Genomic DNA, 19,406 nt, shown 5'->3' on the forward strand with positions numbered 1-19,406 from the left:
GAATATTACGATCCGGTTTCAGCCGCTCCAGGGCTCTTGTCCAGCCTCGTGTAATCGATTCCAATCCTCCTTGTAATCGATTCCACGAGGAGGTGGGATGGCGAGCATCAAGGACGTGGCGCACCACGCCGGAGTGTCCGTGGCAACGGTCTCCCGCGTGCTCAACGACCATCCGTCCGTCCGCGCGGACACCCGTGACCGGGTACTCACCGCCGTCGCCGAGCTCGGCTACCGCCCCAACGCCGTGGCCCGCTCGCTGCGCACCGACCAGACCCGGACCCTCGGGCTGGTGATCAGCGACGTACTCAACCCGTTCTTCACCGAGCTCGCCCGCTCGGTCGAGGACGAGGCCCGCGCGCTGAGCTACAGCGTGGTCATCGGGAATGCCGACGAGCGACCCGAGCTCCAGGACCACCATGTGCGCACCCTCATGGACCGCCGCATCGACGGCCTGCTGGTCAGCCCCACCGACGGCGGCTCCCCGCTGATGCTCGACGCCGCCCGTTCGGGCACCCCGATGGTCTTCGTCGACCGCTGGATCAAGGGCGTGGACGTGCCCGTGGTCCGCACCGACGGCCAGGGCGCCATCCGGGACCTGGTGGCCCATCTGCACGCGCTCGGCCACCGTCGGCTCGCCATCATCGCCGGACCGGCCGCCACCACCACCGGACGCGAGCGCGTGGAGGCCTTCCGGTCCGCGCTGCGCGAGTTCGGCCTTGCCCTGCCGGTCGACTTCATAGGACAGGGCGACTTCCAGGCGGACAGCGGACGGCGGGTGACCGCCCGCTTCCTCGATCTGCCCGAACCCCCGGACGTCATCTTCGCCGCGGACAACCTCATGGCGCTCGGCGCGATGGACGAGATCCGCGCACGCGGCCTGCGGGTGCCCGACGACGTGGCGCTCGCCGCGTTCGACGACATCCCGTGGTTCGTCCACACCGATCCCCCGATCACCGCCATCGCCCAGCCGACGGGCGAACTCGGCCGCGCCGCCGTACGCGCGCTGATCGACCGCGTCGAGGGGCGGGCCACCGACTCGGTGATCCTGTCCGCCCGCCTGGTCACCCGCCGCTCGTGCGGCGAGCCCGAAGGGAGCAAGCCATGAGCACGCCGAGCGCCAGAGGGCCGCAGCGCGTGAAGAGCGCCGACGCGGCCGAGCTGCTGCGTATGGAGGGCGTCCGCAAGACCTTCCCCGGCGTGATCGCGCTCGACGGCGTCGACTTCGACCTGCGCCGCGGCGAAGTGCACGTCCTGCTGGGCGAGAACGGCGCGGGCAAGAGCACGCTGATCAAGATGCTCTCCGGCGCCCACCGCCCCGACGGCGGCCGCATCCTCGTCGACGGCTCCCCGGTGCGCATCCACGGCGCCCAGGACGCCGAACGGCTCGGGATCGCCACCATCTACCAGGAGTTCAACCTCGTCCCCGACCTCAGCGTCGCCGAGAACATCTTCCTGGGCCGCCAGCCGCGCCGCCTGGGGCTGATCGACCGCAGGACCATGCACCAGCGGGCCGCCGAGCTGCTGGCCCGCGTCGGGGTCGACGTCTCCCCCACCGACCGCGTACGCGACCTGGGCATCGCCCGGCTCCAGATGGTCGAGATCGCCAAGGCGCTGTCCCTGGACGCCCGCGTCCTGATCATGGACGAGCCGACCGCGGTGCTCACCACCGAAGAGGTCGACAAGCTCTTCCGGATCGTCCGCAGCCTGCGCGCGGACGGCGTCGGCGTCGTGTTCATCACCCACCACCTGGAGGAGATAGCGGCCGTCGGCGACCGCGTCACCGTCCTGCGCGACGGCCGCAGCGTCACCCAGGTCCCGGCCACCACTGCGCAGGACGAGCTGGTCCGGCTGATGGTGGGGCGTTCCATCGAGCAGCAGTACCCGCGCGAGCGCACAGGCCCGGCGGCCGGCTCCCCGGCATCGGCGCCGCTGCTGAAGGTCGAAGGGCTCACCCGCCACGGCAGTTTCCGGGACGTCAGCTTCGAGGTGCGGGCCGGTGAGGTCGTCGGCCTGGCCGGGCTGGTCGGCGCCGGCCGCACCGAAGTCGTACGCTCGGTCTTCGGTGCCGACCCCTACGACTCCGGGACCGTGCGGGTGCTCGGCAAGCGGCTGCCCGGCCATGACGTCAATGCGGCGCTGGACGCCGGAATCGGCCTCGTGCCGGAGGACCGCAAGGGCCAAGGCCTGGTGCTCGACGCCTCGGTGCACGAGAACCTGGGCCTGGTGACGCTGCGGCGCGCCACCCGCGCAGGGCTTGTCGACCGGGCCGGGCAGCGCCGCGCGGCGGCCCGGATCTCCGAGCAGCTCGCGGTCCGCATGGCTGGTCTCGACCAGCGGGTACGCACCCTCTCGGGCGGCAACCAGCAGAAAGTCGTCATCGGCAAGTGGCTGCTCGCCGACAGCAAGGTGCTCATCCTCGACGAGCCCACCCGCGGTATCGACGTGGGTGCCAAGGTCGAGATCTACCAGCTCATCAATGAACTCACAGCGTCCGGACACGCGGTGCTCATGATCTCCAGCGACCTTCCCGAGGTGCTGGGCATGAGCGACCGGATCCTGGTCATGGCCCAGGGCCGGATCGCGGGCGAACTCAACCGCCAGGAAGCGACCCAGGACGCCGTGATGGCCCTGGCCGTACAGGACATCAAGGGCGTCGCGGAAGGCGTCAAGGAAATGGAGGGCTCCCGTGGCCACTGACACGCTCAAGACCGGCAAGCCCCACAAGGGGCCCCAGACGGGCTCCAAGGCCCCTGGCGGATCCGCGGTGCTGCGCCGCGTACTGCTCGACAACGGCGCGCTCAGCGCCCTGGTGGTGCTGGTCGCGGCGATGTCGCTGATGTCCGGCGACTTCCTCGTCACCCAGAACCTGCTCAACGTCGGCGTCCAGGCGGCAGTCACCGCGATCCTTGCCTTCGGCGTCACCTTCGTGATCGTCTCCGCCGGGATCGACCTGTCGGTCGGTTCGGTGGCCGCCCTGTCGGCCACCGTGCTGGCCTGGTCGGCGACCTCGCAGGGCCTTCCCACATGGCTGGCCGTCGTCCTCGCCATCGGCACCGGCATCCTGTGCGGGCTGGTCAGCGGGGCGTTGGTCTCCTTCGGCAAGCTGCCTCCGTTCATCGCCACGCTGGCGATGCTGTCGATCGGCCGCGGCCTGGCCCTCGTCATCTCCCAGGGCAGCCCCATCGAGATCCCCGATTCCGTGGCCCGGCTCGGCGACACCCTCGGCGGGTGGCTGCCGGTTCCGGTGATCGTGATGATCGCCATGGGCCTGATCACCGGCGCCGTGCTGGCCCGCACGTACGCGGGCCGGGCCATGTACGCGATCGGCGGCAACGAGGAGGCCGCCCGGCTCTCCGGGATCCGTGTCAAGCGTCAGAAGCTCGTCATCTATGCGCTCTCCGGCGGCTTCGCGGCCATCGCGGGCATCGTGCTCGCCTCCCGCCTGGCCTCCGCTCAGCCCCAGGCCGCCGTCGGCTACGAGTTGGACGCCATCGCCGCGGTTGTCATCGGCGGCGCGAGCCTGTCCGGCGGCGTCGGCAAGGCGTCCGGCACGCTGATCGGCGCCCTGATCCTCGCCGTGCTGCGCAACGGGCTCAACCTGCTGTCGGTGTCCGCCTTCTGGCAGCAGGTGGTCATCGGCGTCGTCATCGCGTTGGCGGTCCTCCTGGACAGCCTCCGCCGCCGCGCGTGAACCGCACCACCGCGCGTGGTCCCCGACCTCTCCGTCCCCGTCCTCCGCGCCCAGTCCTCCTTCCGCGGACTCCCTCATCCTCCCTCCCCCTCCCCAGGTACTCCTGAGTCACCCCTTCGTCACCACCGGCGCCCCGTCCCTCGGGCAACCTCAAGGAAACCAACATGATCACCAAGAAGTTCGTCGCCTCCGCGGCCGTCGTCGCGTCCCTCGCACTGACCGCCACTGCCTGCAACTCCAGCTCCTCCGGCTCCTCCGACCTCAAGGTGGGCCTGTCCGTGTCCACCCTGAACAACCCCTTCTTCGTCCAGCTGAAGGCGGGCGCCCAGGCCGAGGCCAAGGCCGCCGGCGTCGACCTGACCGTCACCGACGCCCAGAACGACGCCTCCCAGCAGGCCAACCAGATCCAGAACTTCATCAGCCAGAACGTGAAGTCGATCATCATCAACCCGGTGGACTCGGACGCCGCGAGCCCGTCGGTCAAGGCCGCGAACAAGGCCGACATCCCGGTTGTCGCCGCCGACCGCGGTGTCAGCAGAGGGGAGGTCGCCACCACCGTCGCCTCGGACAACGTGGCAGGCGGCAAGCTCGCCGCCAAGACCCTGGCCGAGCAACTGGGCGGCAAGGGCTCCATCCTGGTGCTCCAGGGCACGGCGGGTACCTCCGCCTCCCGTGAGCGCGGCCAGGGCTTCACCGAGGGCCTGAAGGCGTACCCGGGCATCAAGGTCGTCGCCAAGCAGCCCGCGGACTTCGACCGCACCAAGGGCCTGGACGTGACCACCAACCTGCTGCAGGCCCACTCCGGCATCACCGGCATATTCGCCGAGAACGACGAGATGGCGCTCGGCGCGATCAAGGCCCTGGGCTCGAAGGCGGGCAAGTCCGTCAAGGTCATCGGCTTCGACGGCACACCGGACGGCCTCAAGGCGGTCAAGGCGGGCACCCTCGCCGCGACCGTCGCCCAGCAGCCGAAGGAGCTGGGCAAGCTGGCCGTGCGGAACGCGGTGGCCCTGGCCAAGGGCAAGAAGGTCGACCTGACGGTCAAGGTGCCGGTGAAGGTCGTCACCGGGAAGTGACCGCCGCGGGCGGGGTCGTCTCCCCCTCCCCGCCCCTTCCCACACCTGGGGCGAGCCCCGGGCCACCGGCCCGGGTCCGGCCCCTGACGCCAGCCACCTGAAGGGACCTACACGCATGCACGACTACGACCTGCTGGTCGTAGGGTCGGCCAACGCCGACCTGGTGATCGGAGTCGAACGCCGCCCGGCGGCCGGGGAGACCGTCCTCGGTTCCGACCTCGCCGTCCACCCGGGCGGCAAGGGCGCCAACCAGGCCGTCGCCGCCGCCCGGCTGGGCGCCCGTACGGCCCTGCTGGCGCGCGTCGGCGACGACGGACACGGCCGTCTGCTGCTGGAGTCGCAGCGGGAGGCGGGCGTGGACACCGCGGGCGTCCTGGTCGGCGGCGCGCCCACCGGCGTGGCGCTGATCACCGTGGACCCGTCCGGCGACAACAGCATCGTGGTCTCCCCCGGCGCCAACGCCCGGCTGAGCCCAGAGGACGTACGGGCCGCGGCCGATCTGCTGGCCTCGGCTGGTGTGGTCTCGCTGCAGCTGGAGATACCGCTGGAGACGGTCGCGACGGTCGTGGAGGTGGTCCGTACCGGTGCCGGCGCCGGTACGGGCGAGGACGGTACGGGCGAGGGCGGCCCGCGTATCGTCCTCAACCCCTCGCCCCCCGCCCCGCTCCCCGCCGAGGTGCTGGCCGCCTGCGATCCACTCGTGGTCAACGAGCACGAGGCGCGCTTCCTGCTGGGCGACGACCCGGCGGGCCGGGAGGAGGCCCCCGAAGCCTGGGCGGCCGCCCTGCTGGCGCGCGGCCCGCGCTCGGTGGTGATCACCCTGGGCGCCGCGGGCGCGCTCGTCGCCGACCGCGACCGTACGGTCCTGGTCCCCAGCCTCCCGGTCAAGGCGGTGGACACCACCGGCGCCGGGGACGCCTTCACCGGCGCGCTGGCCTGGCGCCTGGGCGTCGGCGACGACCTCGAGACGGCGGTCCGGTTCGCCGTACGGGTCGGCGCTGCCGCCGTGACCCGCGCCGGCGCGCAGGAGTCCTTCCCCACGGCCGAGGAGGTCGCAGCGCGATGAAACGATCCGGGATCTTCAACCGCCAGCTGAGCGGGGCGATAGCCGGGTTGGGCCACACCGACATGGTGATGGTCTGCGACGCCGGACTCCCCATCCCCGCCGGCCCGGGCGGCCCGGCCGTGGTCGACCTCGCCCTCGTGGCGGGGGTGCCGTCCTTCGAGCAGGTGCTGACGGTGCTGCTCGACGAGCTGGTGATCGAGGGGGCCACGGCGGCCCTGGAGGTACGGGAGCACAACCCGTCGGCGACCGCGCTGCTGGACGGCCTCTTCCCCGGGCCGGCGCTGGAGCTGGTGCCGCACGAGGACCTGAAGGCACGGACGGCGACGGCGCGGCTGGTGGTACGGACGGGGGAGGCGCGGCCGTACGCGAATGTGCTGCTGAGGTGCGGCGTTCCGTTCTGATCGGCGGCCTGCTCGACGAACGGGCGGGCGCGCGGGAGGAACGGGCTCCCAGGGGGAAGGGACAGACATATTTCGAGGGGCCCGGTCCATGGACCGGGCCCCTCGCTTCCCCCTCCGCAAGGCTTCCTCTTAATCCCGGTATCTCCCCGGATTCCCCCCCCCGGATTCCCCCCGGAATCCTCCCCCAGGAAGCCTGACGCCACATACGACCCGCGTGAAGCCGGAAGGGTTGCACGATTTTCTGGAGTTATCAATCCGTGACGTCTCGTCAATCACGCGATCCGCGGCCGGGGTCCGCACACTGACCGGAACGACCCCCTCCGGTGACCGGAAACCGTCCATGACCTGGCCCGCAGGACAACGTGCCGCGGATATTTCACCAGGTGGGGATTTCTTGCTCCGGGCCGCGAACCGGGCCAGGCGTGGCGCGAGCTGTCCGCCGACGGGGCCCGCCCGCTGGTCGTACGGTCCTCCTCGCCGCAGGAGGACACCCATGAGTCCTCCATGGCCGGGCAGTTCGCGTCCGTCCTCGACGTACGCGACTGGGACGCCTTCCGCGCGGCCGTACGGACCGTCCTGGACTCGGCGCGCCATACCCGGTCCCGCCCCGCGGCGCCCATGGCGGTGCTCGTCCAGCCCATGCTCACGGTCCGCGCCGACGGTGTGCTCTTCACCGCGGACCCCCTGACGGCGCGGCTGGACCGGATGCTGGTCAGCGCGGTGGACGGCGGACCAGACACGCTGGTCAGCGGTGCGCGGTCCGGCACCGACTACCACCTCACGCGGCGCGGCAGGCTGCTGCGTACGGAACCGCCGGGCGGCGCGCGGCCGCTCACCAGGGCCGAGTTGCACCGGCTGGCGCGCCTGGCGCACCGCGTGGAGCAGGCGATCGGCGGCCCGCAGGACATCGAGTTCGGCTTCGACGAGGACGGCGGGCCGTGGCTGTTCCAGAGCCGCCCCATCACCGCGCCGGCCGGCCGCCCGGCGCGCGGCGCCCGCCTGCTCGGGCCCGGCCCGGTCGGCGAAGCCACGGCTGCCGCGGGCGGGCGGCAGGCCGAGGTGCTGGCCCGGGTGCGGCAGTCCGGCGAGTACGGCCGGCCGCCGTTCGGTTCCCCGTACGGCCCCGCGTACGGCTCCACGTACGGCCCCGCGTCCGGCGGCAGCCGCCCGCGCTTCCCTGGCTGGACGAACCAGGAGACCCGCGCACCAACCACACCCACGTCTTCGTCCCCGTCCTCATGGTCACCGGCGTCGTGCTGTCCGGCCTCGCGTGGGTGGTGCAGCGGATCGCCGAGGCCACGGTCCGCCCCGGCGCCGAGCGGCGGCTGGCCGGCCGGCTGGTCTTGCTCACCGCCCCGCCCCTCACCACCGGGACCGGCGCGCCGCTCCCCGATCTGGAGGACGTGGTGATCGAGCGCAGCCACTTCACTGGTCGAGATTGCGATGATCGCCCCCGGAAGGTGATCACCACACGCGACGATTGGGAAGGCGGGAGCGGCGGCATGCGCGTGATGACGTGGAACGTGTGGTGGCGGTTCGGCCCGTGGGAGCGGCGCCGCGAAGCCATCCTCGCCGTCCTGCGCTCGGTGCGGCCGGATGTGCTCGGCCTGCAGGAGGTGTGGGCGGACGGCGACGAAAACCTCGCGGGCCGGCTCGCGCAGCGGCTCGGCATGCACTGGACCTGGGCCGCCTCCGACTCCCCCCAGAAGTGGCAGCGCCGCATCGGGGACCCGACCATCGACTTCGGCAACGCGGTGCTCTCCCGCTGGCCCATCGCCGAACGGGACGTGGCGCGGCTGCCCGCCGCGGGCGGCCCGGACGACGGGCGGCTGGCCCTGTACGCCCTGGTGGACGCGCCCGGCCACCCCGTGCCGTTCTTCACCACCCACCTCAACGCCGACCTGCACGAGTCCGCGGTCCGCTGCGCCCAGGTCACCGCCCTGGCCCGCTTCATCGCCGAGCGCCGCGGCGCCGGTCCCTTCCCGCCGGTGGTCACCGGGGACTACAACGCCTGGCCGGACTCCGACGAGATGCGGCTGCTCGGCGGATACCGTACGGCCCCGGCCGTCCCCGGCCAGGTCCTCCTGGACGTCTGGGAGTACGCCGACCCGGCGGCGCCGTGGGCCACCTGGGACGCCGCCAACCCGTACGTCGCCCGGACCTTCGAGCCGAGCGCGCGTATCGACTACATCCACGTCGGCCCGCCGGGACCCGACGGGCTCGGCCACGTCCGCTCCGTACGCCGCGCGGGCGACGGACCCGTCGACGGGGTCGGCGTCTGGCCCTCCGACCACGCGGCGGTCGTGGCCGAGCTGGCGACGGGCAACTGGTAGCCCACCCGCCGCCTCCGGCCACACGGCCTACTGCTCCGCCACCGGCTTGCCACCCTCGAGGAGCGTCTTCAGGGACGAGAGGATCATCACCCAGCCGCCGCTCACGCCCTCCAGCATCTTGCTGTCCGGGCTGTCGAACCCGTCGTGCGTGATGGTCAGCTTCACACCCATCCCCGGCTCCTCCGCCGGTTCGATATCGAAGGCGACCCTGGACTTCTCCTTGCGGGCCTCCTCGTATTCCTCGTCCGAGCCGAACAGCTCCCGGTGCATCGGGAAGATCCGGTGCCAGCTGTACGCGAGCCGCTTGCCCGGCTCCGCCTCCAGCACCTGCTGGTCCAGGTCCTCGTAATCCCCGTCGGGGCCCATTTTCCACAGCACCGACGACCCGACCTTCCAGTCGGACTTGGGCCCCCAGCCGCCGAAATACCGCTGGGCGAACTCGGCGTCGGTCAGCGCCTCGTACAGCCGCTCCGGCGTGGTCTGGATGTAAATCACGTAGACGAATTCGGGCTTGCTCACGGTTGTTCCTTCCAGGGTCCGCTTGAGATGGCCGAGGGCGCTCAGCCGCCCGCGCTCGTATTTGCCGATCCATCGATCCGATATCTCCTGGATGGGCACCGGATTCAGATAGTGCAGCTTCTCCCGCCCCCGCCGGACGGCCGTGACCAGGCCGGCCTCCTCCAGCACCGCCAGGTGCTTGCTCACGGCCTGCCGACTCATTTCCAGGCCCTCGCACAGCTCCCGCAGGGTCTGCCCGTTCCGCGTATGCAGCCGGTCAAGCAGACGCCTGCGACTGGCGTCGGCGAGCGCCCGGAATGCGTCGTCCATGTGGTCATCCCTCCGTCGACCCAGAATGGCAACCATCCGGTTGCCTGTCAACCCGCGGCGGATCCGTCCGGGACGTCCAGGACGACCGCCGCGCACCTCTCTGACCAGGCAGGACGGTGCCGGACAGGGGCCGGACGGCAGCGGACTGTCCGGGACACCGTCCATCCGTTGTTCCGCCCGGTCCGCATTGGTAGGCATTGATTGCCGGCATTCACGCGGCATCACGGTCTGCTCGATCTCGACGAGCTGGAAAACGGGGAGAAGAGAGTTGACGGCCATCAAGACAGCCATGAAAAGCGAGGGGGAAACGGCGGCCCTCTCGACCATCGACCGGGACCCACGGGCGGCGGAATCGCTCATGCTCTTCAGAGTTCTCGGCCCCATGAAAGTCCTCGGCGGAGACGAACCGTCCTCGCCACTCCGGCGAGCCATTCTCACCGCCCTTCTGCTCCGCGCCGGACAGGCCATCACCGTCGCCGAGTTCACCGAATTGCTGTGGGATGAGCCGCCCGCCTCCGCCGCGGCCAACATCCGCAGCCATCTCACGGCTCTGCGCCGCGACCTCGACGACATCGAACCGGGCCTGAGCCGACGGGTGCGGACCTGCCGCGGCAGCCTCAGCGGCTACGCGCTGGACGTCGCCCCCGAGGAGTTCGACGTACCGATGTTCATGGTGTCCGCCCGGCACGGCCGCAACCTGCTGCTGCGCGGCGACGCGGACCGGGCGGTGGCCGCGCTGGAGAAGACGGTGGCGCTGTGGCGCGGCCCGTTCGGTCCGAGTCTGCCGCCGACCCGCTGGTTCGGCGCGCATGTCGCCGGGCTCAACAGCGCGCGCTTCGACGCGTACCAGGACCTGTTCACCGCCGCCGTCCTGGCCGACCGTACCGAAACGCTCTCCTATCGGATCGAGAGCGCCATCGCCGAGGCGCCTTATCGGCAGCGCTTCTGGGAGCTGCTGTCCGCGGTGCACTGCATCAACGGCGATGCCGTCGGCGCCCTGGACGTCATCGGGCGGTGTCAACGCCTGTTCGCCGACGACCTGGGGCTGGACCTGCCGCCGAACGTCGCGGCGATGCGGACCGCGGCCCTGAACTGGGACCGCGCGGAGGCCCAGCGCCTCGTGGCGGCTCTGGCACCGGCCGCCTGACGCCTCACACCTCACGCCGGCACCCGACGCCTGTGCGGGCCGTATGCACGGCCTGTGCGCAAACCCCGCTCTTCGCGATGCGGCCAATCAACAACGGCCTCGCAGAATTAATTCACGGGCCGCCGGAGCAGCGGGGCAACCGGGGCTCGCATTTCAACCCGATCAAGGAGACAAGATGAACTCAGAATTCGAGGGGGACATCTCCCTCATGGAAGAGCTCGCGGAGCAGGACCTCCACGACCCCACAAACGGGGGCACGCTCACCGTGGCCCACCGCATCAGCCAGTACTTCGGAGGTGGAGGGTACGGATTCTTCTGCACCCTGACCAAGGAATGCCAGCCCAACTGCAACTGACCACCAGCCAGAGAAGGGAATCGCCATGCAGAAGGACACGGACATCCTCGGCGCTTGGGACGAGGCCGAGCTCGTCGAATTGAGCGAGGCGGACGTCCATGGGGGCACCGGACCCGTCTGCGCCGCCATCGGCGTCGTCACCGCCGTCACCGGGGTCGCCGTCGGGGTCTCCGCGGCGGTCTGCCCCACCACCAAGTGCACCAGCAGGTGCTGAGCGCCGGGCGTCCGGTTCGGTGAGCGCATAGCGCATCGCGGTGGAACGGGGGCCCGCGGACGGGCCCCCGGTTCCGCCCCGTCCGCCGAATTCCGGTGCATCCACATGGATATGGAGTATTACGAGTCGTGAAAACCTCAGCCCCGTACTATCCGGAACTGAGCGAAGCTCAGGTCACGGATAACATCGCGCCGCTGGCGCAATTCGACGCGCAGACCCTCGAAGTGTTCCGAGGCACCGAAAGTCCCCGGGCCGCCATATCCCCGGTCGCCACTCCGCGCGGCGCCGTGGCACCGTGGTGCGCGGCCCCCGAGCGTTATCCGTTCCAGAGGATCGTCAAAAACGCCGCCGCCTCACTCGCGGACCCCGATCCCGTCACCCCGTTCGCGCCGCTGTTCGCCGATCCCCCGGACGTACTGCGGCAGTTGCTGGAACGCGCCGAGGCCCGGCTGCGCGAGGTGTACACCAGGCCGTTGGTCGCCGCCATCAACAACGCACGCCGCCATGGTCGACTCATGGGCGCGGACCCGGCTCTGCGGTACCGGTATTTCGTCGACCAGTCGATCCGCGGTTCCTTCGAGGAACTGAGCGGACTGTCGTTCCCCGTACTGCGGGATGTCACGCGCGTCGTGCTGGCCTACGAGGCCCACAACTTCCGGGAGCTGTGCCTGAGGCTCACGGCCGACCGGGACGCCATCGCCGCCACCTTCGGCATCGATCCGGCGGACCAGATCGTCTCCCGCGGGTTCGCCGACGGCGACGCGCACCACCAGGGCCGCAGCGTGTCCGTCCTGGAGTTCCGTTCCGGCAGGAAGCTGGCCTACAAGCCGCGGGACGTGTCCTGCGAGGCCGCCTACGCCGTCATCGCCCGCGAGGCCAACGACTGGCTGGGCACCTCCCTGGTCGCCGCCAAGGTCCTGGAGCGGGCAGGCTACGGATATGTGGAGTACGTGGCCGCGGAGGACGTCGCGGACATCTCCGCACGGTTCATGGAGGCCAGCGGCGAGCTCGCCGCCGTGATGTACCTGCTCAACGCGCAGGACATGCATGTCGAGAATGTCGTGGCCACCCGCCGCGGCCCCGTGCCGATCGACTTGGAGACGATCCTCCAGCCCGTTCGGCTCCACCTCGGTACGCCCGAGGAGACACCGGACAACGCCCATCACAGGATCGCGCAGTCGGTCTACGGCATCGGGATCCTGCCCCTGCTCCTCGCCGGCCGGGACGAGGACTCCGGCTATGTCGACCTCGGCTTTCTCGGCGAACAGGGAGGCGGCCAGTCGCCGTTCAAGTCCATCGAGTTCGAGGCTCCGTTCACCGACCAGGTCCGGCTGACGCTGCGCAGGCAGGCGGCGGAGGAACGGCAGACGGTCGTAGGGGGGACGCTGAGCCAGGACGAGGTCCACGCGCTGGGCGAGCGGATGGCGGCCGGATTCGTCCGGGTGTGCGGCGCGGTGATGTCGGACAAGGGACGCTGGACGGCGCTGGTGCGGAAGGCCGCCGCCGGCGTGCGCGTGCGCTACCTCCACAATCCGACGATGGTGTACGCGCAGACGCTGGGCGCGGCCTCGAGCGCCCGGGCCATGAGTGACCGTGCGTTCTATCTGGCGGCGCTGAAGCGGGTCGCCATTGCCAGCCAGTCCTCCGCGCGCGCGATCGTCCGCTCCGAGCTGCGGCAGCTCGCGGGGCGCGACATCCCCTACTTCACGGTCGCCGCGGCGGACGTGGCCCTCATGGACGGAGAGGGAACAGAGGTCGGGGCAGTGCTGGCCGGCTCCCCGATCGACGTCGCCACGGCGAAGGTCACCGCCCTGACCGAGTTCGAGGTGGGCGAGCAGCTCAGACTCATCCACTCCGCCTTCTCCTGCCGCTTCCCGGACGACCATCTGACCTCGGCCGACGGCTTCGGCGCCCCGCTGCCCGGCGCCACGGCGGACGGGATGCCGACGGGGGAGCCGGGCGACACGCTCGCCGGGGTCGCGACCCGGCTGTGCGACATCATGGTCGCCTCATCCCTGCCCGACCGGTACGTCCATCTGCCCCGCACCTGGATCGGTCCGCTCGCCTCCGCGCAGTCCAATCGGCCATGGCCGCCCGCGGTGCTCGGCTACGACCTGTACACGGGGAGGGTCGGCCCCGCGCTGGCCCTGGCGGCAGCCGGCCGCGTCCTGGACAACCCCGCCTACCGCGACCTCGCCACACAGATCTTCTCGGCCATCGCGGAGGGCCTGTCCGATCCACCGTCCGATCCACCGTCCGAGACATCGGACATGCGGCAGACGGCGCCCTTCGCGGCCTACGCCGGATCGGCCGGCACGCTGGTCGCACTGTCGGCGGCGGGCAGGCTGCTCGGTCGGCCCGGCTGGGTCCGCGCCGCGCAACAGGCGGTGCCCGAGGTGCTCGACCTCGTGGGCGCTCACCCTGCCGCCGACCGGCCCCTGGACGTGATCAGCGGGCTGGCGGGCGTCCTGTCCTGCGTGACGGCGATCGGTGGACCGCACGGGGACGAGTCGGCCGCCGCGCTGACGGCCATGCTCACGGACGCCCTGCGGCCGGATGTGCGCCACCCCGTACTCGACCAGTCCGGCTTCGGACACGGGGTCAGCGGTGTCATCCACGCATTGAGCCGGGCCTACCCGCGCCTGCCCGAGTACCGGCGAGGAGCCGTCGAAGCCACGCTGTCCCGCCTGATCGCCCGCCTGCGGGACTTCTACGCCCCTCGTGCGGGCGACTGGTACTCCAACATGGCCACCCCCTGGTCCTTCCCGACCGGCTGGTGCCACGGGTCGGCCGGCATCGCGCTCGCCCTGAACGCGTACGGGGAGGTGTCCGGCGACGCGTCGGTGGAGCGCCTGCGGAAGGTGGCCGTGAGGAACCTGCTCGGCCATGGCTTCGGCCGCAATCTGACCTGGTGCCACGGGGATCTCGGCAACCACGACATCCTCTCCGCCGTGGCGAACACCGAGGATTCGCTGCGCGCCGAGGTCGCCGACGTCGAGCGGACGTGGCTGCGCCCCGAGGTGTTCGCCCGCAAGGCTGGTGACACGCGGAGCCGGTACGCGCACACCAACAGCCTCCTCGTCGGGACCGCCGGGATGGTGATCCACCTCGTCAACCGCCTCGATCCGTCCGTTCGTCTGTCCCCCGTCGAGCTGAGCGTCGATCTGAGCACGGAGGGCCGATGACATGACATGGAACCTCATCGGCCGCCGGTCCACCACTACCCGGCGCGTCCCGACGATCATGCAGGTGGCCCAGACCGAATGCGGCTTGTGCTGCTGTGTCGCGGTCCTGCGCCACCACGGGCGCGCGGAGGAGATCTCCAGCGCGCGGCAGGTCATGGAGGCCGGCCGGGACGGCCTCAGCGCCACCCAACTGGCCCGGTTCCTGCGGGAGCGCGGGATGGACGCGAAGCTCTTCCGCGTCAAGGACGCCTCAGCCCTCGCGAAGTTCACCTCGCCGGTGATCCTCTACTGGGAGGACTACCACTTCGTGGTCCTCGAACGGTTCGACGGCCACAGCGCGATCATCATGGATCCGGCGATCGGGCGGCGAAACCTCAGCAGGAAAGAGCTGGAGTCCTCCTTCAGCGGCATCGCGGTGTCCGCCGAGCCCGGCCCCGACTTCGAACCGACGCCGCGGAAGTTCATGGCGGAGTGGCGCGGCGTCCCGCTCTTCGCGGCGGGTTCGCGCAGGCGCATCGCGCTGGTGGGCCTGCTGTCACTCGGTGGATACGGGGGGACCCTCGGTATACCGATGCTGACGGAATGGGCGGTCGACCGGTACGTCCGCTGGGGAGGTCTGGAAGACCTCGCCATGGTGCTGTCGGTCATTGTCGCCGTCGCGGTCGGGTACTTCGCGCTGTACCTGCTGCGAGTCGTCGTGCTCTCGTCCGTGGTGGCGATGATGGGCGAGCATCTGATGGTCCAGACGTTCTCCAAACTGCTCTCCCTGCCGTACAAGTTCTTCACGACGCGACAACCCGGCGAGCTTCTGTTCCGGCTCAACAGCGTGACCGCGATCCGGGATCTGCTGTCCTCACGCGTGGCCCAAGGCGTGCTGGACGTCGGGACGCTGGTGTGCGTCAGCGGTTATCTGCTGATCTCCGAATGGCGGCTCGGCCTGATAGCGGCGGGGCTGTCCCTGGCCAATGCCCTGTATCTGGTGAAAACCCGGGTCCGGGTGATGGAGACCCTGGACGCGGAGATCAGTGAGCTGAGCAAGAGCCAGTCGGCCCAGCTGGACGCGATCGTCTCGGTGCCCACCATCAAAATGGGCGGCTATGCTGCCGAGTTCCTGGCCGGCTGGAGCAAGGTGTATTCCTCCTCCCTCCAGGCGATGAAGGACCGCATGCGCCTGCAACAGGGCCGGATCTCGGGCCTGAGCGCCACGACCCAGATGTTCGGCCCGCTGATCCTGCTGCTGTCGAGCCTGTACCTCGTCAGCCACGGCCAGATTTCCCTGGGCCAGGCCATCGCGGTACAGACGGTGTCCGGCACCTACTTCGCGCTGTCGACCTCGGTGTTCCAGACCTGCACCGAATTCGCCGAGGCGTCCCGCTACATGGCGCGGCTCAACGACATCGCTGAGACGCCCTCGGAGGATCGCGGCGGTGACCTCAAGCGGCTGCCCACGACCTCCATCCGTCTGACCGACATCGGCTTCCAGTACACGCGCCACAGCGACCCGGTCCTGAGCGATGTCTCGATCGACATTCCGGCCGGGGCCAAGGTCGCCCTCGTCGGCCCCTCGGGATCCGGTAAGAGCACCCTGGGGCGGATCATCTGCGGGCTCTATGAACCGACGCGGGGCACCATCGAGTTCGGCGGGCGGGACATGAGCGAATACGACAAGGATTCGCTGCGCCGCTCCATCGGATACATCCCCCAGGAAGTACATCTGCACAATCGCACGGTCCTGGAGAACCTGACGATGGGGCAGGACATCCCCGAGGAACAAGTGCGCGAATTCTGCGAGAGCGTCGGAATCCTCGACTTTCTCCAGGACCTTCCCATGGGGCTCAACACGCTGATCTCGGAGATGGGCGCGAACTTCTCCGGCGGTCAGCGGCAGCGGCTCGCCATCGTACGGACCCTGCTCCAGCGGCCCGCGATCCTGGTCCTTGACGAGGCGACGGCCTCGCTGGACACCATCAACGAGCGACGCGTCACGGACATCATCCAGGACATAGGCGCGACGCAGATCATCATCGCCCACCGGCTGGCGACCATCAAAGCGGCCGACCGCATTTACGTACTCGACCGCGGACGCGTCATCGAACAGGGCACACACGAGGAATTGCTGAACGGAGGACCGGTCTATATGAATCTCTACGCGGAAAGTGACCCCGATGTCCAGGTATCGGGGCGGGAGGTATCGGGACCGGAAAGCATGACCGGCCCGGAGGGACCGATCCCCGACCCGGACGTCTCGATCCCCGCTTTTCTCCCGTTCTATCAGCACCTCGTGCCCAGGAGCTCCGTGGTCGCGGCGCTGCGCGAGGTCATGACCCCGGTCACCCGCCCCGAACGGCGCGAGGCGGTGGTGGACACCATCTGGGGCGAGCTGCTGACGGCTGTCGAGGGCCACTCCTTCCGTACGCTGATCGGCGAGTTCCACACCTTCCGCGAGGGCCTTGGGCTGCCCATGACGGCCGACGTCGACGAGGCACTGCAGCGGTTCCGCAGGCATCTCGGCGCGCCCGGCACCTGCCGGCGCATCGCCGACACCTACCCGGTGCTGCGGCAGCGGCTGGCGACCCTGGCGGACAACTCGCTCGACGCGTACACCGATATGTTCGCCGCGTACACGGCGGACCAGGAGACGCTGCGGGCCGAGGGCCTGACGCCCCGCCCGGCGGCGGCCGGGGAGCTGATCGAGGACATCTTCCTCACCGGGTCCGATCCGCACAACGACAACCGCCAGGTCATCGGGGTGCGGCTGACCAGCGGCACACGGCTGATCTTCAAGCCGCGCGCCCTGGCGACGGACAGCTTCGTACGGGACCTGTACGCCGCGGCCGACCCCTACCTCATCTTCTCGCTGCGCGACTGCCTGCCCATGTCGGTGACGTCGGGCTCGCACGGCTGGCAGCAGTTCATCCCCTCGGAGCCGATGACCTCGCCCGATCAACCCGCCCGGTACTTCTACCGGTTCGGCGCGCTGTGCGCGATCCTCTCCGCCATCGGGGCGTCCGATCTGCACGACGAGAATCTGCTGGCCCACGGCGAGAACCCGTGCGTGATCGACACCGAGACCATCCTGCGGCCGGACGCGGGCGTCGAGAACGACACGCTTCCGCATCTGCTGATCAATCACGTGAAGCTGTCGGTCGTCTCCACCATGCTCGTCCCCTCGATGAGCCCGGCCTCCCCCGTCGACGTCCTCATGGCCGGGGTGGGCGTGGCCGGTGACCAGCCCTCCAAGATGACCAAGACGGTGATCCGCGACATCGGCACCGACGGCATGTCCGTCGCGCGTGACCCCATCACCTACCGCCAGGACGCCAACCTGCCACGGCTGGGGGACGCGCCGCTGTCCGCGACGGACTACTTCTCCGATGTGCTGGCCGGCTACTCCGACGCCCTCGAGTTCGTACGCGGCGGTGCGATCCCGGCGCTCCTCGACGCCCATCGGGACATGCCCGTCCGGTATGTGCTGCGGGCGACGCTGGTCTACGCCCGGTTCATGGACGCCTCGACGCACCCCTCCTATCTCGCCCGGCCCGAGGAGGCCGAGCGGCTGTTCGGGCTGCTCCGGAACTCCGGCCAGTTCACGGACGAGTTGGCCAGTCGCGTCGGCGACGAGGAGCGCGCCGGTATGCACACGGGGAACGTGCCCTATTTCAGCTCACGGGCGGACTCCACCGACCTGGCGACGTCGCGGGTGCGTTTCCCCGAGGTGTTCAAGACCTCGTCGGTGGACCACGCCCGGCGTGGCGTCACCCTCAACGCCGCCCGGCCGGACGGCTATCACCACTATCTGCTCGAGGAGTGCTTCGGCGAGGTGTTCGGCGAGGACAGCCCGGCCGGGCTGTCCCGGCACAGCGTGTTCGCGGCGCCCCTGCGGCACGCCCGCCCGGGCACCTGGTGGCCGGAGATCGCGCGTCGGATCGCCGACCTCGGCGTAACCCTCCACACCCCGGACGGCCCGCGGACCGGCTGGCTGGGTGGCATCGGCCCCGGGCGGGCCGCGCCCACCATCACTCCGGGCAACTTCGTCTCGTTCCACGACATGGGCGGCATCATCGCCTTCCTGAACCGGGCGACCACCCTGGACGACGGCTTCCGGACCATTCACCACCGCGCCGACCAGGGACTCGACGAACTGCTCACGGAGTACGGCGAGACGCTTAACCAGATGCCGGAATCCGTGTTCAGCGGCGCCTCCTCCCTGCTGCTCACCCGGCCGCAGACGGCGCCGGCCGACTGGCTCGGATCCCTTCTCGACAAGATCGACGCACGGTCCGCGTCGAACGACCTGGAGACCGACCTCAGCAACGGCCCGGCCGGTCTGCTGATGGTCCTGCTGTCCCGCCTGGAGGCCGGCGACGACCCCGCCGCCCTGTGCGGCGAGGACCGGCTCGCGCGCCTGCGCGATATGGTCCTCGGCCACCTCCAGGCCCCCAGGACCGCGCCGTGGTTCGACCTGGCACATGGCGAGCTGGGGCTCCAGTGGGCCCGCGCCCGTATCGGAAGGGTCCTCGGCGACGAGGCGCCGGCCCGGGAGTCCGCGGACTGGCTGACCGCACGGACCGGGTCCGGTACGGGAACGTCGCTCGCGGGGTGGTGCAACGGCGCGGCCGGTCTGCTGCTGGCCTCCGCCGAGATCCTGTTCTCCGCCGGCCGGGCGGACGAACTGTCCGGCCGGCGGCTGACGACCCTGGTCGACGCGGCGACACGGCTGCCCGCCCGTCGCCCGGTCGACCTGTCCGTCTGCCACGGCAGCAGCGGCGTCGTCCAGTCGCTGATCGCCACGGGGCGCGTGCTCGGCGACGACTCGCTGCTGACCCGAGCACGCGAATACCAGGAGCTCGTCCTGACCAGGGCCCGCGAAAACGGGTTCTACACGGGGTCGCCCGGCCGGACCTCGCTGCTCGGCTACATGCTCGGCTGGGCCGGCATCGGCGACACCGACGCCCTGCTGCATGCCGCGGAGCAGAACCACGACGACGGCTTCTTCCGCGTCCCGGTGGCGATGACCTCGGAATTCGCGCGGCCGGGCCAGCCGGTGGGGTGAGCACGGGACCGGTGAGTACAGGACAGCGACACGCCGTCGTCACGGCGTGTCGCTGTC

The 19,406-nt window shown here is 70.4% G+C and carries 12 protein-coding genes and 1 pseudogene; 12 read left to right on the top strand and 1 reads right to left on the bottom strand.

Annotation, left to right across the window (positions count from 1 at the left end; genetic code table 11):
- Nucleotides 1-97 precede the first annotated feature (97 nt).
- The 7 genes and pseudogenes from ACH4U7_RS20045 to ACH4U7_RS20075 all read left to right on the top strand — a co-directional run bounded on the left by ACH4U7_RS20045 (nt 98) and on the right by ACH4U7_RS20075 (nt 8,567).
- Entirely contained in the window at nt 98-1,105 is a 1,008-nt protein-coding gene (locus tag ACH4U7_RS20045; RefSeq protein ID WP_398529205.1) for a LacI family DNA-binding transcriptional regulator, read from the top strand.
- Nucleotides 1,102-2,697 (top strand): sugar ABC transporter ATP-binding protein, encoded by a 1,596-nt coding sequence (locus tag ACH4U7_RS20050; protein WP_398529206.1) that lies wholly within the window; start codon nt 1,102-1,104, stop codon nt 2,695-2,697. Before ACH4U7_RS20045 ends, ACH4U7_RS20050 begins: the two co-directional genes overlap by 4 nt.
- Nucleotides 2,687-4,767: pseudogene (locus ACH4U7_RS20055) on the top strand (substrate-binding domain-containing protein). The gene ACH4U7_RS20050 and the pseudogene ACH4U7_RS20055 overlap by 11 nt, the downstream one beginning before the upstream one ends.
- Nucleotides 4,768-4,882: 115 nt before the next feature.
- The gene (gene rbsK, locus ACH4U7_RS20060) at nt 4,883-5,833 is read left to right on the top strand and encodes a ribokinase (protein ID WP_398529207.1); all 951 of its coding nucleotides are present in this window, start codon (nt 4,883-4,885) and stop codon (nt 5,831-5,833) included.
- Nucleotides 5,830-6,234, top strand: a complete 405-nt coding sequence (gene rbsD, locus ACH4U7_RS20065; protein WP_398529208.1) for a D-ribose pyranase — start codon at nt 5,830-5,832, stop codon at nt 6,232-6,234. The genes rbsK and rbsD overlap by 4 nt, the downstream gene beginning before the upstream one ends.
- A gap of 456 nt (nt 6,235-6,690) precedes the next feature.
- Nucleotides 6,691-7,644, top strand: a complete 954-nt coding sequence (locus ACH4U7_RS20070) for a PEP/pyruvate-binding domain-containing protein (RefSeq protein WP_398529419.1) — start codon at nt 6,691-6,693, stop codon at nt 7,642-7,644.
- Nucleotides 7,645-7,736: 92 nt separating this feature from the next.
- The gene (locus ACH4U7_RS20075) at nt 7,737-8,567 is read left to right on the top strand and encodes an endonuclease/exonuclease/phosphatase family protein (protein ID WP_398529420.1); all 831 of its coding nucleotides are present in this window, start codon (nt 7,737-7,739) and stop codon (nt 8,565-8,567) included.
- Nucleotides 8,568-8,594: 27 nt separating this feature from the next.
- Here the strand turns inward: ACH4U7_RS20075 and ACH4U7_RS20080 are convergent, their stop codons facing one another.
- The gene (locus ACH4U7_RS20080) at nt 8,595-9,395 is read right to left on the bottom strand and encodes an ArsR/SmtB family transcription factor (RefSeq protein ID WP_398529209.1); all 801 of its coding nucleotides are present in this window, start codon (nt 9,393-9,395) and stop codon (nt 8,595-8,597) included.
- 289 nt (nt 9,396-9,684) lie between these two features.
- Between ACH4U7_RS20080 and ACH4U7_RS20085 the strand changes: the two genes are divergently transcribed.
- The 5 genes from ACH4U7_RS20085 (at nt 9,685) to lanM (ending at nt 19,349) form a co-directional block, all read left to right on the top strand.
- Nucleotides 9,685-10,542, top strand: a complete 858-nt coding sequence (locus ACH4U7_RS20085; protein WP_398529210.1) for a BTAD domain-containing putative transcriptional regulator — start codon at nt 9,685-9,687, stop codon at nt 10,540-10,542.
- A gap of 175 nt (nt 10,543-10,717) precedes the next feature.
- On the top strand, nt 10,718-10,897 hold the full coding sequence (locus ACH4U7_RS20090; protein ID WP_398529211.1) for a plantaricin C family lantibiotic: 180 nt from the start codon (nt 10,718-10,720) through the stop codon (nt 10,895-10,897).
- A 25-nt stretch (nt 10,898-10,922) separates the two neighbouring features.
- Complete coding sequence (locus ACH4U7_RS20095) at nt 10,923-11,111, top strand: class II lanthipeptide, LchA2/BrtA2 family (RefSeq protein ID WP_398529212.1); 189 nt, start codon at nt 10,923-10,925, stop codon at nt 11,109-11,111.
- A gap of 128 nt (nt 11,112-11,239) precedes the next feature.
- Nucleotides 11,240-14,296, top strand: coding sequence for a type 2 lanthipeptide synthetase LanM family protein (locus tag ACH4U7_RS20100; RefSeq protein ID WP_398529213.1), 3,057 nt, complete (start codon nt 11,240-11,242; stop codon nt 14,294-14,296).
- 1 nt (nt 14,297) lies between these two features.
- Nucleotides 14,298-19,349 (top strand): type 2 lanthipeptide synthetase LanM, encoded by a 5,052-nt coding sequence (gene lanM / locus ACH4U7_RS20105; RefSeq protein ID WP_398529214.1) that lies wholly within the window; start codon nt 14,298-14,300, stop codon nt 19,347-19,349.
- Nucleotides 19,350-19,406: the final 57 nt, after the last annotated feature.

Source organism: Streptomyces sp. NPDC020845 (assembly GCF_044334165.1).
GTDB lineage: Bacteria > Actinomycetota > Actinomycetes > Streptomycetales > Streptomycetaceae > Streptomyces.

Excerpts from the sequence above, each read along its gene's own strand:
- ACH4U7_RS20045 (WP_398529205.1), top strand. The coding sequence starts at position 98 with ATGGCGAGCATCAAGGACGTGGCGCACCACGCCGGAGTGTCCGTGGCA.
- ACH4U7_RS20050 (WP_398529206.1), top strand. The coding sequence starts at position 1,102 with ATGAGCACGCCGAGCGCCAGAGGGCCGCAGCGCGTGAAGAGCGCCGAC.
- rbsK (WP_398529207.1), top strand. The coding sequence starts at position 4,883 with ATGCACGACTACGACCTGCTGGTCGTAGGGTCGGCCAACGCCGACCTG.
- rbsD (WP_398529208.1), top strand. The coding sequence starts at position 5,830 with ATGAAACGATCCGGGATCTTCAACCGCCAGCTGAGCGGGGCGATAGCC.
- ACH4U7_RS20075 (WP_398529420.1), top strand. The coding sequence starts at position 7,737 with ATGCGCGTGATGACGTGGAACGTGTGGTGGCGGTTCGGCCCGTGGGAG.
- ACH4U7_RS20080 (WP_398529209.1), bottom strand. The coding sequence starts at position 9,395 with ATGGACGACGCATTCCGGGCGCTCGCCGACGCCAGTCGCAGGCGTCTG.
- ACH4U7_RS20085 (WP_398529210.1), top strand. The coding sequence starts at position 9,685 with ATGAAAAGCGAGGGGGAAACGGCGGCCCTCTCGACCATCGACCGGGAC.
- ACH4U7_RS20090 (WP_398529211.1), top strand. The coding sequence starts at position 10,718 with ATGAACTCAGAATTCGAGGGGGACATCTCCCTCATGGAAGAGCTCGCG.
- ACH4U7_RS20095 (WP_398529212.1), top strand. The coding sequence starts at position 10,923 with ATGCAGAAGGACACGGACATCCTCGGCGCTTGGGACGAGGCCGAGCTC.
- lanM (WP_398529214.1), top strand. The coding sequence starts at position 14,298 with ATGACATGGAACCTCATCGGCCGCCGGTCCACCACTACCCGGCGCGTC.